This window comes from Citrobacter sp. KTE30 (genome assembly GCF_000398825.1).
Taxonomy (GTDB): Bacteria; Pseudomonadota; Gammaproteobacteria; order Enterobacterales; family Enterobacteriaceae; genus Citrobacter; species Citrobacter freundii.
In genome coordinates this window covers 2,130,337-2,147,191 of record NZ_KB976055.1, presented here as the reverse complement: position 1 = coordinate 2,147,191, position 16,855 = coordinate 2,130,337, and the positions used below count along the sequence as shown (strand labels likewise).

The 16,855-nt window shown below is 51.5% G+C and carries 10 protein-coding genes; 5 read left to right on the top strand and 5 right to left on the bottom strand.

All coding sequences use genetic code 11. The annotated features are described in order from the left end of the window. Positions 1-37 precede the first annotated feature (37 nt). Entirely contained in the window at positions 38-556 is a 519-nt protein-coding gene (locus WC1_RS12805; protein ID WP_003836260.1) for a hypothetical protein, read from the top strand. Here WC1_RS12805 and WC1_RS12810 read toward each other — a convergent pair. From WC1_RS12810 to WC1_RS12830, 5 genes are all read right to left on the bottom strand, one after another. After that, on the bottom strand, positions 553-1,920 hold the full coding sequence (locus WC1_RS12810) for a glycoside hydrolase family 10-like protein (RefSeq protein WP_016150247.1): 1,368 nt from the start codon (positions 1,918-1,920) through the stop codon (positions 553-555). The genes WC1_RS12805 and WC1_RS12810 overlap by 4 nt on opposite strands. A gap of 12 nt (positions 1,921-1,932) precedes the next feature. Next, the gene (locus WC1_RS12815) at positions 1,933-2,220 is read right to left on the bottom strand and encodes a VF530 family protein (protein ID WP_003019974.1); all 288 of its coding nucleotides are present in this window, start codon (positions 2,218-2,220) and stop codon (positions 1,933-1,935) included. A gap of 134 nt (positions 2,221-2,354) precedes the next feature. Further along, positions 2,355-3,683: an HlyD family type I secretion periplasmic adaptor subunit gene (locus WC1_RS12820; RefSeq protein WP_170926215.1), complete on the bottom strand. Its 1,329-nt coding sequence runs from the start codon at positions 3,681-3,683 to the stop codon at positions 2,355-2,357. Beyond that, positions 3,683-5,422, bottom strand: a complete 1,740-nt coding sequence (locus WC1_RS12825; protein WP_016150245.1) for a type I secretion system permease/ATPase — start codon at positions 5,420-5,422, stop codon at positions 3,683-3,685. Before WC1_RS12825 ends, WC1_RS12820 begins: the two co-directional genes overlap by 1 nt. A gap of 10 nt (positions 5,423-5,432) precedes the next feature. Then, positions 5,433-10,763 carry a peroxidase family protein gene (locus WC1_RS12830; protein WP_016150244.1) on the bottom strand — a complete coding sequence of 1,777 codons (5,331 nt, stop codon included), beginning with the start codon at positions 10,761-10,763 and terminating at the stop codon, positions 5,433-5,435. 1,001 nt (positions 10,764-11,764) lie between these two features. Here WC1_RS12830 and WC1_RS12835 point away from each other — a divergent pair. The 4 genes from WC1_RS12835 to WC1_RS12850 are packed head-to-tail and all read left to right on the top strand — an operon-like array spanning position 11,765 to position 16,851. Further along, the gene (locus WC1_RS12835) at positions 11,765-12,319 is read left to right on the top strand and encodes a fimbrial protein (RefSeq protein WP_016150243.1); all 555 of its coding nucleotides are present in this window, start codon (positions 11,765-11,767) and stop codon (positions 12,317-12,319) included. 14 nt (positions 12,320-12,333) lie between these two features. Continuing rightward, entirely contained in the window at positions 12,334-13,047 is a 714-nt protein-coding gene (locus WC1_RS12840; protein ID WP_016150242.1) for a fimbrial biogenesis chaperone, read from the top strand. Next, positions 13,034-15,511, top strand: a complete 2,478-nt coding sequence (locus WC1_RS12845; RefSeq protein WP_016150241.1) for a fimbria/pilus outer membrane usher protein — start codon at positions 13,034-13,036, stop codon at positions 15,509-15,511. The genes WC1_RS12840 and WC1_RS12845 overlap by 14 nt, the downstream gene beginning before the upstream one ends. Beyond that, a complete protein-coding gene (locus WC1_RS12850; RefSeq protein ID WP_016150240.1) occupies positions 15,508-16,851 on the top strand; it encodes a fimbrial protein in 1,344 nt (447 codons plus the stop codon). Before WC1_RS12845 ends, WC1_RS12850 begins: the two co-directional genes overlap by 4 nt. The last annotated feature ends 4 nt before the right edge of the window (positions 16,852-16,855 follow it).

Here is a 16,855-nt window from a genome sequence, read left to right as displayed (position 1 = left end):
CACTTAGCGAAGAATTAAATCTGAGCGAGGCAACGTTATGGCTGAATTTGTCGTGAATATGCTGAAAAACACGCCAGTTTGGGTGTATCTGCTGTTTGCCTTTCTACTGTATCGAGGGATTAAAGCCAGAACACCTGCCACTGTCACGCTGGAAAAGCTGGCGCTGATCCCCGCTATTTTTTTAGTCTGGGATATCTACGATTTAATCACTTATCGCGACCCGACCCTCATTACGTATATTCAGTGGGCGATAGGTATCCTCAGCGGCGCAATCATTGGCTACATATTAATTAACCCCGGTCGTTTGAGCCGCAGTAGCGCACCACGGAGTATTCACCGTCCGGCAGATTATTCCGCATTGCCATTTATGCTGATGGCATTCGGCGTTAAGTACGTACTTGGCGTACTTAACGCCATTTCCCCCGACGTTTTACGTCAACCCGCAATGAGCGCCCTGGCTATCATTACTGGCGGCATGTTCGCCGGAATTTTTGTGGGGAAATTTACCCGCTACGTGAGCGTCTGGCTCAGGCTTCCCGCTCAGAACAACCATTAACGTCCCCAACGATTGCGAATATAGGTCACAGCTTCCTGCGTTTGCGGTTGATTAAGGTAATCTTCGCGAAACAGGATCGTGCCGTTAATGTACGGTTCGGTCTCGTTTAAATCGAGCTGCTTTTTCAGTTCCGGCACACCGCCTTTGACCGTCCAGTCTGGCTCTTTTCTCGATGGTTCACCGACTTTATACAGCGCTACACCAATGTAGAGGCGAGTGTTGGTTGATTTCACTACATCTGCCCACCATTTTGCCAGTACATCGTAGCGCGCTGCGTCGCGGGCAAAAGGCCAGTAGAGTTGCGGTGCGATGTAATCCAGCAAGCCTTGTTGCACCCAACGGCGGGTGTCGGCATAAGACTCATCATACGCTGCCGCACCGCGCGTGTCGGAGCCCGCTGGATCGTGCGAACGGTTGCGCCATACGCCCGCAGGGCTGACACCGAATTCAACCTCAGGCTTGAGTTTCTTGATAGTCCGTGATACCTGGGCAATCAGCCGTTGCGTGTTATCTCGGCGCCAGTCAGCTTTGGAAGCGAATCCCTGGCCGTATCTTCTGAACGTCTGGCTGTCATTGAGCGCAGAGCCGGGAGACTCGGTATAGAAGTAATCATCAAACTGCACACCGTCAACAGGGTAATTCTCAACCACTTCCGCCACGATGCTGGTTATCCAGTCACGCACTTCGGGAATACCGGGGTCTAACACAAAACGCTCGCCCGCGGTGCGGATCCAGTCCCGATGCAGGACGTATACACTGGACGGTGTTTGTGACAGCGTGCTGTTTAATTCAGTGACCGTCGAAGGTTTGGTGTTTACAGACACGCGATAGGGGTTAAGCCAGGCATGAACTTTCATGCCGCGCTTATGCGCTTCATCGAGCATAAACTGCAGCGGATCGTAACCCGGATCCTGACCAATCCTACCGGTCAGGGTATCTGACCATGGCAAGATTTTAGACTGCCACAACGCGGTGGCATCAGGTTTCACCTGGAAAAAAACGGTGTTAATACCAAGTCGTTTCAGGTTGTCCAGCTTATCCGTCAGCGCTTTTTGCTGCTGGCTGATGCGAGCGGCAGGCGAACTGATGTTGACAGATGAAATCGGCGGCCAGTCCAGACGCGAAACCGTTGCCAGCCAGATACCACGCACCGGGTCCTTGCTTTGCTGCGGTTTACTCACCGGAGGCTGTGGCGTAATTCTGGAGCCGGGCGGTTGTGAAGAACAGCTGCCAAGTAACAACATACTGCCCACAAGTACAGCAAACCATTTCATGTTGGTCAGCGGTAGTCTGGCACGAAAACGGGCGATAATCTTCGCCAGTTTTTTCTGATAATTTCCTGAAAAGAAACCGGATGCTGCCATCTGATTTTGCTCTTATTTCTTCTTATTGCGGCTGTTAGCCCAGGGATCGAAGGCCGGTTCGGGAGTGTTATTTGAGGCCTGGTCATGTAGAGAGTCCAGGTACAGTGCTTCTACTTCTGCCCGTGCCCACGGCGTACGGCGCAGAAACTTCAAACTGGATTTAACGCTCGGTTCATTTTTAAAGCAGTTGATATTAATGCGTTGCGCCAGCTCAGCCCAACCATAACGTTCAACCAGGGCATTGACCTGCATTTCTAGCGTCACGCCATGTAAAGGGTCTTTAGAATTATGAGCATTCATATGAAGTCCAGTTCAGTGGTTCCAGATTTTGTCAGTAGTGAGACGGGAAGAAGGTTACAAGAAAGCAAAGCTGCCAGCAACGGCAGAAAGCGGTATGGCGCGACAAGCCGTACGTCATACCGGCAATGGATGATTCAATACTCTTTAAAAGCCAGTTCCAGACGGGCAATCAACGGTTTAAACAGGTAGCTCATCAGGGTTCGTTCACCGGTCTTGATCGTCACGCTGGCGGGCATTCCCGCTTTAATTTTGTAATCGCCCAGCAAACGCGCGCCCTCTGCTGAAACCTGTACTTCCGCAAGGTAGTAAGGCTGCTGAGTGGCTTCATCAATTAAACGGTCCGCAGAGATAGTCAGAACCTGGGCCGGAACCGAAGGTAACAGCGCATGGTTAAGGGCAGGGAACAGCACATCAACGGTTAAACCGGGGACCAGTTTATCAATGGCATGTACGGGTATTTTGGCATCAATTTGCATCGGTTGTCCGGCGGCGACGATATCCATCAAATGTTCTCCGGGCTGAATGACGCCGCCCACGGTACTGACTTTAACATCCAGCACAATACCGTTAATCGGTGAGCGGATCTCGGTGTTATCCAGTTCATGACGCGTTGATACCAATTCATCCTCCAGCATTGCCACTTCTTTTTGGTTTTCCGTCAGTTCAGACTCAACTTCACGTAAATACTGATGACGCACCTGGTAGGCTTTAATTTTTAATTCGTTCTGCTGCGATTTCAGTTTGGCAATGTTAAGAATATCTTCTGAAACGCTGCCAGATATTTCTGCTGCCTCGCGCTCCAGCACCAGTAATTGTGCTTTGGGATAATAGTTTTTTTCGCTCAGCGCCCGAATAGCCCCTAACTCCCGGTTAATCAGAGAAAACTGGTGGTCGCGATAACCTTTTATTTTATTGAGATTATCCGTCTGTCCAACCAGACCATCGAGCGTCTCCTGAATCATCGACAGTTCATCCTGAATCGTTTTGCGACGGGTATCGAAAAGTTTAGCCTGCAGATTTCTGACTTCTGATAGCCGTTTATTGCCAGAGAATTGCTGCGTCAGCGTAGTATTAAAGCGGATCACATCCAGGTCATCGCGTTCTGCTAACAGGCGATCTTCGATACTTTTTGCAGAAATATACTGGGCATTCAACGCGCTGAAACGCATTTCAAGCTGCATTTTATCCAACCGGACGAGGACCTGATTTTTCTTAACGAAGTCGCCTTCTTTGATAAAGATATCGGTTACCCGACCGCCGCTCAGATGCTGAATGGTTTTGCGGTTACTCGATACGGTAACCGTACCATCGGCGACCACGCCCGCATCTAACGGAGCTTGCACTGCCCAGAGGATAAAACTACCGACACCAAGCACAATGACGATCACGCCCCGGATAATCGGCGACCAGATATTGGTATCTACGCCAGCAGAGGCCGTGTTGTGGGGGTTCTTTTTCATCATCAAGCCTCACGTTGCTGTTCAGTCGTGGATGGAGAAGGCGTAGCCACCGGTTTCAGTACGTTGGCCTGACGCAAATGGGCAAAAACCTGATCGCGGGTACCAAACTCCTGTATAACGCCATCGTTAAGCAGCAAAACCTTATTGACCACGCCGAGCAGCGTCGGGCGGTGTGAGATAATGACTGTGGTTTGTCCCTGGGTACGCAGAGCATTGATGGCTTTAACGAGTGCAAATTCGCCCGCGTCGTCAAGATTGGCATTCGGTTCATCAAGCACGATAAACGCAGGATTGTTATACACGGCGCGCGCCAGCCCGATGCGCTGTCGCTGCCCACCGGAGAGCTGGTATCCACCTGCGCCCAGCAGAGTGTCATAACCTTGCGGCAAGCGCAGGATCATCTCATGAACGCCTGCCAGTAATGCGGCGGCGACGATAAGCTCACTGTCATTCTGCGCGAAGCGGGCAATGTTTTGTGCGATGGTACCGTCAAACAGTTCCACATCCTGCGGCAGATAGCCAATAGACGGGCCCAGCAGCGCTTTATCCCACTGGCATATATCTGCGCCATCTAATCTGACTTTCCCTGATAACGGTTTCCAGACACCAACCAGAACCTTTGCCAGCGAGGTTTTTCCTGAGGCTGAAGGGCCGATAATTCCCAGCACTTCACCTTGCTCCAGCTGGAATGAGATATTACGCAGTAGCGGAGAAGGCTGGCCGGGGGCTGCAGCGAAGACGCTTTCGACGCTGATGTTGCCATTCGGACGCGGCAGGGTCAGTACCTCTTTCGGCGCCGGATACTCCTTCAGCAAGGTTGAGAGCTGATGCCACGCGCTACGAAACTGCACGAACTGCTTCCAGCTGCCAATGACTTGTTCTACCGGGTTGAGGACGCGGCCAAGAATGATCGAGGCGGCAATCATCAAGCCCGGGGTAATATGGCCGCCGATCACCAGTAAAGCCCCGGCGCCCAGCGCAATCGACTGCAGCAATACCCGCACAAAGCGGCTGAGACTGCTTAACCCGGCCGTTTTGTCGGCAATCTGTGTTTGTAGCGCCAGCACTTTGTTATGTTGCTCCTGCCAGTTGGACTTCAGGGTCGAAAGCATCCCCATCGCTTCAATGGCATCGGCGTTTTGCAGCTGTTTATTCAGTTTGCTGGCATTGTTAATGGTTAAGGCGTGCGCTTGCTGAATCGGACGCTTGGTAGAGATTTCAGATACCAGCGTCAGAATAAATAATAATGTTATTCCGCCGAGAGAAAGATATCCCAGCAGGGGATGGACCAAAAAGGCGATGAACAGATATATCGGCGTCCAGGGAATATCCAGTAAGGCGAACAGACTATTCCCGGAAAGAAACTGACGGATCTGATCCAGTTCGGCTAAAGATTGCGCCGGGTTGTTATCACCGGTAACCATCTTTCTTTTAAAGGCTGCGTTAAAGACCAGCTGACTTAGCTTTATATCCAGCCTGTTGCCAAGCCTGACCATAACCTGCGCGCGGGCAGATTCAATCATGGCAATAACGATGTACAAGCCGACAATCAATAAGGTTAACATTAACAGCGTGGTGGTATTTTTACTGACCAGCACACGATCGTAAACCTGTAGCATATAAATTGCCGGCGCCAGCATAAGCATATTAATCACACAACTAAAAAACAGCAGCATCAGAAAAGTGGGTTTCGTTCCCTTTAATGCATCATTCAGTTCTGTTGGCGTATGCTGGCGCGACATAGTCTTCTCCTTATACGATCAATGAACTATTGCCATTGTTGCTGGCAAGGGTAGTGGGCATTTCCAGATAAAAGTCACCAATATTCACGGTGGTCGAATTGACGCCCACCAATGTGATGGTGTCTGTACCGATAGTCACAATGGTGTTGCCATTGTTTCCGGTGATAGACACGCTGCTGGCAAAATTACCCGCGTTGATACCTAACAAGACGAGATCAAGGAAGTCCTGCCCGCCGTTGGGGTTACTGTCAAAACCGGTAATTCGGTCCTGCCCAAAGTTGGCCCCAAAGGCGAAGATGTCGCTCCCGGTACCACCGTCCAGAATGTCGTTACCTTCCTGACCATTGAGAATATCGTCCCCACTACCGCCGGAGAGGGTATCCGCGCCCGCACCGCCAATCATGACATCGTTGCCAACACCACCTTGCAGGTTATCAGCGCCATCTCCGCCATCGAGGAAGTCATTCCCGATACCACCAAACAACTGGTCGTTACCGCCCATACCAAACAGATAGTCGTTACCAGAACCGCCCGTGATGGTATTTGCAATGGCATTACCGGTACCGATAAAACTGCCGTTGCCGGTAAATACCAGTTCTTCCACGTTATCGGTGAGGTCGTAGCTGCTGAGGCTGGTTCGGACAACGTCCGTGCCGCCATTCACACCTTCGATAACCACATCACCGAAATCATCAACGATGTAGGTATCATCGCCCGCGCCGCCGGTCATACTGTCGGCACCAAGCCCGCCATCAAGCGTGTCGTTACCGGCATCACCTTGCAGAATATCTTGTCCCGCCTGACCAGAGAGGCTGTCGTTTCCAGCACCGCCGATGAGCAGATCGTCACCTGCACCGCCAAGTAAGGTGTCATTACCGCCTTCACCGCGCAGGATATCGCTCCAGGCAGTACCGACGAGGGTGTTAGCCCCGTTGGTACCAACAATCAGATCGCCCACAGGCTGGGTGGTGGTCGACGTCAGGACAACAGGGGGGTTGCCTTCATCGTCGACGACGGTAACGACCACCTGCAACGTTCTGCCGACCATAGCCTGGCCCGGCGTATAGGTAGCGGATGTCGCACCGTTAATGTTGACGAATCCGGTTGGCGAACTCATTCTCCATTGATAAGTGAAATTACCGCCGCTCAGACCATCAGCGTCAGAAATGCCTGAAACCACCGCTGTCAGCGTCAGGCTTTCAGTTGGGGTGAGGTCGTTAATTACCGGCATACCGGTCGTGACCTGATTGCGCGGGAGGATTGCCTGAGTTTGTGCCGACACCAGGGTTTCAGCGTCACCCATGCGGTCGTTAAAACTGGCGACCACACGCAACGGTGCGCCCTGAATAGCGCCAGGCACTCTGAACTCAACGCCTGTTGCCTGATCTCGCCATTGGCCGTTGACGAATGCCTGCCAGGTCATAGTGATGGCCACATCCGCCGCCAGCCCGTTACCATCCAGCAAGTTCGCCACGTTGACGCGCAGCAGGTCACCCACCGAAGGATTAGGATTGCTGATGGTCAGATCGCCCGTCGCTTGTTGCCCCGTCACCCACAGCTGCTTCCCATCGCCAAACTCCAGTTTTTCGATGTTCAACAGACGATCGATGCCATCATTGAGGTTCAGCGCGGCATCCGGCGTAGCGTGATCGACGCGCAGGCTACCGTCCGCCATACGGGTAAAGACATAGTTGCTGCTGACATCACGGTACACCGCGACGTCAGTTTCCGTGCCGTTACCTTCATGCAGAATTTCGCGCACAATCGACAGTTGATTCGGTTTCAGCGTGCCGGCCAGCATGTACGATTTCAGTTCGGCCATACCTTCGGCGCTGGTGAGTCCCGCCATACCCGTAACGGCAATACGAACGTTGAGCCACGCATCACCATCAATGATATCGTTACCAGCTTTACCCATGATGCGGTCGCTACCACCACCACCGAGTAAAATATCGCTACCATCATCAGGGTTCAGTAGCACCGCGTCCGGATTTGTAGAACGCTCTACGCCGAGAATAGCCTGTAGACCGTTGATCCGGTCCGCACCTTCCTGGGTCAGGTTGTTAGAGAGGGGAACGCCCTGAACAGGCGCAGTACCTATCGGCTGTTCTGTTCCGATCAGGATATCGTCGTGTTTCCAGCCCGACAGCCCTTCAACAAGATCAAAACGGTCGCGTAGAATAAACTCCTGCTGGTTGACGAAAATAGGGATCCCAAGGTCAGAGTTAGCGCCATTTGGGTCGCCTTTATGGATAGCCCAGTCGAAACCGGCCATGCCATTATTGCGCTGGATCCCCGCGCCCTGAACCATGATGTCGTCACCGGCTTCGCCATCGTAGTCGGTGTCGTTACCCTGACCGTTGAGGACATCGTGACCGATAATGGTACTGTTGAAGAACAACTCAGAGTTGTCACCCGCCAGCGTGTCAAACCCGTCGCCGCCTTCCAGCCAGTCATTGCCTTCGTTGCCCATCAGGAAATCACCACCCGAGCCGCCAAGCGCAAAGTCGTTATCCTGACCCGAGAAGACCTCCTGCGCATCTTCGCCGACCACCACGAAGTCGCTGCCGCTGCCACCAAAGACCAGATCGTTTCCGTTACCGGAAAAGATAACGTCATGTCCGGCATCGCCATGCAGGAAGTCCGCATCACCAACAGGCGTTCCGGTATCGGTAATAATGTCATCACCGTCACCGCCGTGGACCACATCTGCTTCGTCACCGCCGTCCAGTCGGTCATCTCCGCCATCGCCCCACAGGCTGTCGATCCCTTTACCGCCGATTAACGTATCGTTGCCTGCCGTCCCACCAAGCACCACATGCCCATCGCCGGTATATTTCAGATACCCACCATCGGCAAAACTATCGCCGTCAACATCCACCCCTGGGTCGCGACGCACCAACAACGGCGAGAGTAGATCTTTCAGCGGATTACCCCATTTCGGGTCGATTTCCGTTTGCAGCACGCGGTTCACTTCAAAAATATGGTCCGGAGTCTGGAACAGATTAGCGGGCAGGTGGGAGGAACCCTCATCACCAAGATCGCTGTTACGCATTACCAGCGCGGAAAACGAGTTGGCCTCCAGTTCATTGAGTAAGTTCAGCCCCTGAACGCGGCTCAGATAGTAGAAACGATCACCGTCCTGAAGCATTTCCATTTGTGTTTCAAAGACGAAGTTGAAGGTTGAGCCGAGCATGCCGCCAAATTCATTTTTGCGCTCAGCCAGCCCGCCAATCCAGAAATCGACCATATTCAGACCGGTCTCTTTGGTTGCCCACGCTCCGGTACTGTTAAAGAAATCCATCGCATCCGCAGGCGGGGAATTGTTAGCATCACCAAATAACAGGAAGTTAACCGCTGCGCGCTTACCTTCAAGGCTGGTAGCGTTAAGGATCAGTTCGTGCTGGCCATAGGCGGCCATAAAGTTAATGATTGAAGCGGGATTTTTCAGGTAGGTAGTGAAGTCAGCCCAACTGGTATAAGGCTTTAGTTGGCTATCGCCGCTTAAAGCAAAAAACTGCTCGCGGGCCTGGTTCAGCGTCGGCATTGCGGTGTCACGGCCACGGGCTATATTAAGCGCGCCTAAATCGAGGGGCAGGCCGATGAGATTATTACGCAGAGCATCGGTAATAAATTCATCAATTTCGTTACCCACCTGACGCGTCATACCACGCACTATTGCGCCGATAGCCTGATCGTCCGTGACGGTGGCCCCGTTGATTTGATTAAATGCTACCGGATTCAGGAATGCTGAAATCAGGTCAATATCACCGCTTTGCATATCAATGTCGGTACGCGCCACGGTTTCTGTCAGCATTGAATGCCCAAAACGGTAAACAACATGCGCAAACTCTGCAAAGATCAGCGGGTTAATATCCGCCGTGTTGGAGAAGACAAACGGATCGACGGCAGGTTGTACGGTACGGGCAAACTCCTCGAATACGAGGTGCTGATATTGCATTTCCGTGGAGAAGCGGCCTGCCTGGAATAAGTACTCACCGTTCCATACCAGAGTATTGGTATCGGCAGGTAATTCCGTGATTTGGTGGTTGGGCATCAACCACTGATTAATGAGGTCGATATCGCCGGTTTCCAGCAGAGTGGTTTTATACTGCTCAACCAGGCGGTTATGCTCGCTGTGAAAAACGGCGTGCACCGCAGTTAAACCTATATTTTCGTTCCCGCGCCCGTCACCGGTGATAAAGTGGCGATCGAGCAGTTCGTTATCATAGGTTCCTGCCGGTTGCGGTCCTTCTCCGCCGATGGCGCTGTCATCATCTGCCAGCAGACCAGCTTTTGGCACGGCAGTATGAGCGATGTCATCCAGAAACGCATGACCGGTGCGGAACGTCTCCGCGGGTAACAGGCCTCCGTTGGCTTCAACCAGCCCCCCGGTGGTAACAATCTGTACCTTTCCGTTTTCACTTAAAATCAAATTACCGTAGCGATCCGTTGCCAGCAGGGGAACATTAAACACGTCCTGATCGGTAAGTTTAATGCCAAGCAGGGTTTCAGCCTGGTTTTTAACGTCGGCCCAGGTCGCCAGTCCACCGTTCGCACCACCCAATAAATTCCCGGTAGGCTCAGGTTTCCCATCAATAATGACGTATTCGCGGATGAAAATTTGATGTGAAGGATGGGAGGTGTAGGTTTGGTTTTGGTCGATGAAGGGGGTCGTCAGGTTTACTGTCTCTCGATTTTCATCCACCGTTGCCCGGGTTAATAGCATAAAGTTTGTCGACGACCCTTCAACATATAAAGGGTCATCGGGCTGGAGCGGAATGAAAACGATACCGTTGCCTCCTTTCGGAATCAGATCCAGACCATGGTCGAAAAACTGGCCAAAGAAGGTCATCCAGCCGTTAAAAGCAGGGGAGAGACCGATATCGGGAGACTGATTGGGAATGGATAAGCTGCCATCCCCAGTAACAGTCCCGCCACCGGGCGCATCTTTTAATGCGTTAAAAGCCTCCAGCGCGGCCGGGTTTGAGGTCGTCTGGTCTGAAATTAAATTGCTTATTATTCGTGGGTCGGCATCAATAACAGTGCCACCAATTTGGATATAACTGGTCATTTGATCCGCATCCTGCCAGTTTAATGCGGTTAATCTCGGCATTGTCTGATCGGCAGAACCGTATAACTCCTGACCTGGTAAAAGGTTATTCCATGAGCCATCTACCGTGCGAAGTCCATAGGGCAAGAGTGGGCTGGAGACTAATTCCCGAAGCATTTCAGCATTAACGCTCCCGTCTGGGTTAGTTGCCGCTTCGGATATTTTGATCTGCTTAAGAATAAAAGCAAGATCGTGCAGGGTGACAGTAAAGTCATATTGTGAGGCCATAAGTCATTACCCCTATCTTTACTTGTATTAGCTATCATCATTCGTTCTCATGTTTATAAAAAACATGTGAGAATGAGTCGTATTTAGTGCTTGATTGTTATTGCTTGTACAACTCCATTTAATAAAACGCTCAGATTATCAATGACGTATTTAGCGTCATCTTCGTGGATATTCACATCGCGAAATAATGTATTCGCAGGTTTAAAAGTTTGCTATTTGTGTGCAAGAGACACACTTGCTCTCTTGAATTATCAGGCATATTCAAGGTCTGCTGCGTCGCAAGTTTGAGCGTAGTAAGGGTTAGATGTGTTGTTTTTTTCTCACATTACATTTCTGTGATGATCATAACTATGGTTTTTCCTTTGCCGACTTCACTCATACTTTTCTATGAATAAGATTGTATTTTCATTTCTTTACATTAGGGGGTGGCAATTTATTTTTACACCGAAGACAACGTTGAGTAGACTGCATTGACGCTTCAATTTATGAGGAAAATATAACGTTATCTCGGTTAAACATTCCTCTCATCTTAAAATTATGTGCTACTTTGCCAGGTTGAATTAACCCGGGCAAGTTATGTTAACACCAGTACGAACACGGGTAATAACGAAGGTTAACTTTAAGACTAAACGGTCAAAAGGTTGGCTATGGCTGCATTAACCTGTGATGAATATGGTCTTTATCGTGTTTAATTCGGGTTAAGAAAATTTTTCTTAGGGAAATTACGCCTGTAGATAAAATTTAATATAAACAATGATTTGCATCGAAAGCATCGAGATTTAGATCTTATTTAAGACCGACCTAATATGATTTGAGAAAACAAAGGTTTTAATCTCTGGGATTATTCTTAAACTAGCAATCATCGTAGGGTTAATCCTACGGAGTCATAAGACATTACTGGCGTCGCTGTATCCCTCAATAAATACTCCGCTCTTAGCGGAGAGGGACTATTGAATTATTTATTACGATACCGATGTATTTATTAATTAAGGACAGACAATATGAAAATCAATAATCCTCATACCAGTTACATATTTGCAGCTGGTGGCCTTGCGTTATTGTTAGCGCAGATAGCGTATGCTGATTCAGCAAATACCATCACCTTTAAAGGCGAAGTGACCGAACAAACTTGCGAGGTCACGGTTAACGGTGTAAATGCACGGCCGGTAGTATTACTGCCGTCGGTTGCGAAAAGCGATCTCGCGGCGGCAGCATCTTCAGCAGGCCTGACAACATTCACCCTCGGCGTTACTGGTTGTACTGTTGATTCTAATGCGTTGGATATTAAAACCGTCTTCGTTGCAAATAATATGACCGAGCGTGGAAACCTGGCTAATACGGGTACAGCGCAAAATGTTGAATTACAACTGCTGACCGATAGCGCGGGCACTACGCCGATTGATTTGCGTACTGGAACTCCAGTTGCAGGAATCACCGTTGCGGCCGGAAATACGTCCGGTGAGCACGACTTTGCCGTGCAGTATTTTAGCCCGAACGGTGGAGCAACCGCCGGGACAGTTGTCGGCACTGTGCAATACGCCATTTCCTATTTGTAAGCGAGATCTGCGTGATGAAAGGATTGGCTATTGGTTTAGTTGGAATGATGATGTGCTTCTGCGTGCAGGCAAGCATAGTGATGACCGGCAACCGGATAATCTATCCGGCAGACAGCCGGGAAGTCAGTGTGCAATTAACTAATCGCGGCGACGTCCCTGGTGTCGTTCAGGTTTGGCTTGATGATGGCGATGCACAATCCGTACCACAAACTGCGGCCGCTCCTTTTGTCACTACGCCACCGGTCTTTCGGATGGCGGCCCACGCGGGGCAAACTGTGCGGCTGCGTTACATCGGCAAACCCATTGCACAGGACAGGGAATCGCTATGGTGGTTTAACTTCATTCAGATCCCGCCCATAAATAAGGATGCGCAAAACGATAACCAGCTTCTGGTGCTGGTACGTAGTCGCGTAAAAGTATTGGTAAGACCCAAAGGGCTGGTGGGTTCGCCGCTGGAGATGGCGAACACCAGCCGGGTCTGGCTGCAGAATGGCAAGCTGCATTTACGCAATAACAGTGGTTTCTATCTTGCGCTCTCGTCACTTGACGTCAGCGGTGCGGGAAAAAAACAGCGCATTCAGAGCGAAACGATCGCACCGTGGGCGACAATGTCGTGGCCTGCAAAAATTTCGCAATTGAACGACGCGCAAATGCGCTGGATTAACGATCAGGGAGCCTCATTAAGCGGGCGCGTGGCATTGGAGAAACAGGACAATGTCCGAAACTAATCCACGCTGGTGGTGGCTTTTTTTGCCAGCAGCTATGCCTGTTTTTGCCAGCAATTACACCTTTGACGAAACATTGTTGCTTGGGAGTGGTTACGAAAAAAGCCTGGCAATGCTCAACGATCCGGATGCGGTGGTCGCGGGACGTTATAGCGTGGATATCTGGCTCAATGGACGGTATGTAGGGCGGGATGATGTGTTGTTTCGCCAGAATACAGCAGGGCGTACCGAACCCTGTCTTCCGGCGAAATTCTGGGATGAACAGGGCGTAACAGCAGCGTCGGAACAAGCGCAGGATTGCTTCGCCCCTGAAGCTCGGATCAGCGGTGGACGCTGGGATTTTGACCAGAGCTTATTGCGTCTGAATCTCAGCGTTCCTCAGGCGGCATTAAAACGTACCCCCATGGATTATGTACCGCCGTCGCAGTGGCAAAGCGGCGAGAGCGTGTTGTTCAGTAACTACAATCTGCACGCCTATCACAATAAAAATAACGGTCAGCAAAGTGATTATGGTTGGCTGGGACTGAGCAGCGGATTCAACATGGGGAGTTGGCAATTTCGCCAACAGTCGTCTGCCAACTGGCGGCGCGATGGCGATCGAGAAAGCCAACGTTGGGATGCGCTGCAAACCTGGCTTCAACACCCTGTCGCATCTCTGGAAAGTTTACTGACGGTAGGCGAAAGCTACACCTCGGGAAATCTGCTTGGCAGCATGGCGTTTACAGGTGTCAAACTGGAAACCGATCAACGAATGTGGCCACAGTCGCGACGCGGCTACGCCCCAGAAATTCGTGGTACGGCATCTACACCTTCACGCGTTGTGGTTAAGCAGAATGGTCGAACGCTTTACGAAACCAGCGTACCACAAGGCCCTTTTGTACTCGATGATTTGCCGAATACAGCCTGGGACGGTGATTTACAAGTTGAAATCACCGGCGCCGATAACAAAAAGAGTAGCTATACCGTGCCATATGCCAGCGTACCTTTATCACTGCGTCGCGGCGTCTGGCGCTACGGTCTGGTGGCAGGTAAGACCCGGGATTACAGCGCGGCCGATGGTCTGTTTACCGATTTCACGCTGGAGCGCGGGATGACGAATCTCCTGACCGCTAATGGCGCTTTGCGGATCGGCGACGACTATCAGGCACTGCTGATGGGAGGCGTTCTGGCAACGTCGATGGGCGCTTTTGGTGTCGATGTTACCGGTTCGCGGGCCCGGATTGCTTCTCAAACCATGAGTGGCTGGCGGCTGCAAACCAACTGGAGCAAAACGTTCACCCCGACAGGAACTCACGTCGCGCTGGCGGGTTATCGCTATTCCACAGAAGGGTATCGTGACTACGGTGACGTTCTGGGTGAGCGAAGCGTCAGCGGAAGCAATACGCAATGGCGCTCGGATACGCTGCGTCAAAAAAACCAGTTTACCGTTACTGTGAACCAAACGTTGAGCAGCTACGGAAACCTATGGCTGTCGGGATCAATGATGGATTACTACAGTGACCGTGGCAGCAGCACTCAGTTGCAGGCTGGGTATAACACCACCTTTGGACGAATGACACTAGGTATGTCATTCAGCCGACAGGACACCTGGTGGCGTAACGGCGACCGTTCACAAGTGCAAAAAGAAAACATGGCAACGCTTACCGTCTCAATGCCTTTGGGTATAGGCGAACGTGAGCATACGCTGGCGCTGTCGGCGAGTCAGGCTCAACAGGCTGGGCGCAATGCGCAGTTGGCATTGTCTGGTGCGCTTGATCAGGATGAAACCCTTAATTACGCGCTGTCTACTGGCTGGCAACAGGGGCAAGGTGAGTCAAACAGCGTGACCGACTGGGGTGGTTCACTGCAAAAAAATACGGCTTTCGGCACGCTAAACGGCAGCGTCTCACAGTCACAAAACTATCAGCAATGGTCTGCAGGGGTACGCGGGGCGCTCGTTGTACATCGCCATGGCATTGTTGCCGGCCCGTGGGTTGGCGACACATTTGCCCTGGTGGAAGCGCCAGGCGCTGCGGGAGCCAGAGTCGGGGGCGGACAGGGTGCAACCGTCAACAGCGGGGGTTATGCGCTGGTCCCCTCATTGACACCTTATCGTTATAACAATGTGACTCTCGACGGCAGTGGAATGAACTCCAACGCAGAGCTTCAGGAGAGTCAACGGCGCATTGCGCCAATGGCAGGGGCCGCAGTAAAACTGCGTTTTGCAACGCTCTCTGGCTATCCGCTACTCATCACTGTGAAGAGTGACGTGACGTTACCGATGGGAGCGGCAGTGACCGACGGTCGAGGTCGTGTAGTCGGGATGGTTGCCCAGGCGAACCAGGTATATGCCCGCGTTGAAGACGAAGAGGGACTATTGATGCTGGAAAGCAGTGATTGTTCATTGCCGTGGAAACTTAACCAACAACAACGTACAGAACCGTTAATTGCATTAACGGTCGCTTGCGTAACAAAAGGGCGCTCATGAAACTATTTTTTCTGGTGCTGGCGCTGTTTTCTTGTCAGATACAGGCCGCATGTGAATACATTATTTATCCATATAAATCAGGAAGTAGTGGCGCACAAGGCACGCACAGGCTTAGTGCAAGTACGGACGGCATTGCCAATGACTGGCGCTCCGGCGGCGGCAACGATGCCTGGAACGGGCTATTGCCGGGATTGAGTAAATCTGTCGATATCACCAGTAATAGCAGTTTTCAGCCGGCAGGGACGATCCTGACCTCCAGCGGCGGGATCCCTTTTACCACTTATGCCCATAAAGGCGGCGGTTACGATCCTGAGCAGGTATTTTTCCGTTGTACACCGGACACCGCCGGACAACTCTATGAAGCCTGGTCAACTAACGGCGATGACACCGTGGCTGGCTGGTATGAAGCAACGGATGTACCTGGCGCGTATCTGACCATCATGAAAAACGTCGCATTACGCTTGACGCACGATGCGACAGGCAGCGTCTTTACCGACAGCTGGCAGCAACGCCCACTGGAAAACCTGGATCTTGATACCAATGGCAACTTCCTGATTAAGGCCAAGAACTTCTCGACGATAAGTGCCGAGTTGATTAAAACGCTGGATACACGCTACTACGCCAACCAGGCGCAGTCTGCTACTTACAATAGTTATGTGAATCCCAATGCTTACGTGGTTTTTCGTGGGCCCGGTACAACTTCGTGGGGTATCAAGATAGGTCAGCCACACCGTGGAGGAAATTGGACTGGCTGGGCGAATGACTGGCCGTCAGTGATTAGCCTGTACAATAACGGGATCTTCGTCAAACGTGCAGCAATGTGTCAGGTTACCGATTTTACGCCCGTTGTGCATCTGCCGCCAATTTCCGTGGCCCAGCTCAAGCAGGGGGAGTATTCATCAGCGCCCTTCCAGATAGGATTTGCCTGCGAATCAACGGTGGTTTCCGGTGTGGCTACCGGGAAGAGCAATGTCGCAATGGGGCTGCTTGCACCGGAAAGCAGCGTCAACAGCGCCTGGGGTTTTAATTTGATTACTGGTAAAACCGTAACCTGGCTATTAGATACGCAATATGGCGCTCCCGGGCGGGCTCGCGGCGTTGGCGTGCGAGTTTACCGCGCGGGTAGTCCGGTGAATTTTATGGCGGTATCAACTGTCGGCAGCGGTAGCGAAGGCGGCTGGATGCCAGTCATTGGCAGCAATACGCAGCAAAATGGCAGCCAGGATGGCATCAATTACTACAGCGAAAGCTTCGAAGCTCGTCTGGCAAGTTTTGGTGCAGATACGTTAACGGCGGGGGGCTACCAGTCACATGTACAAGTTTTATTGCGTATTCAGTAGCCTC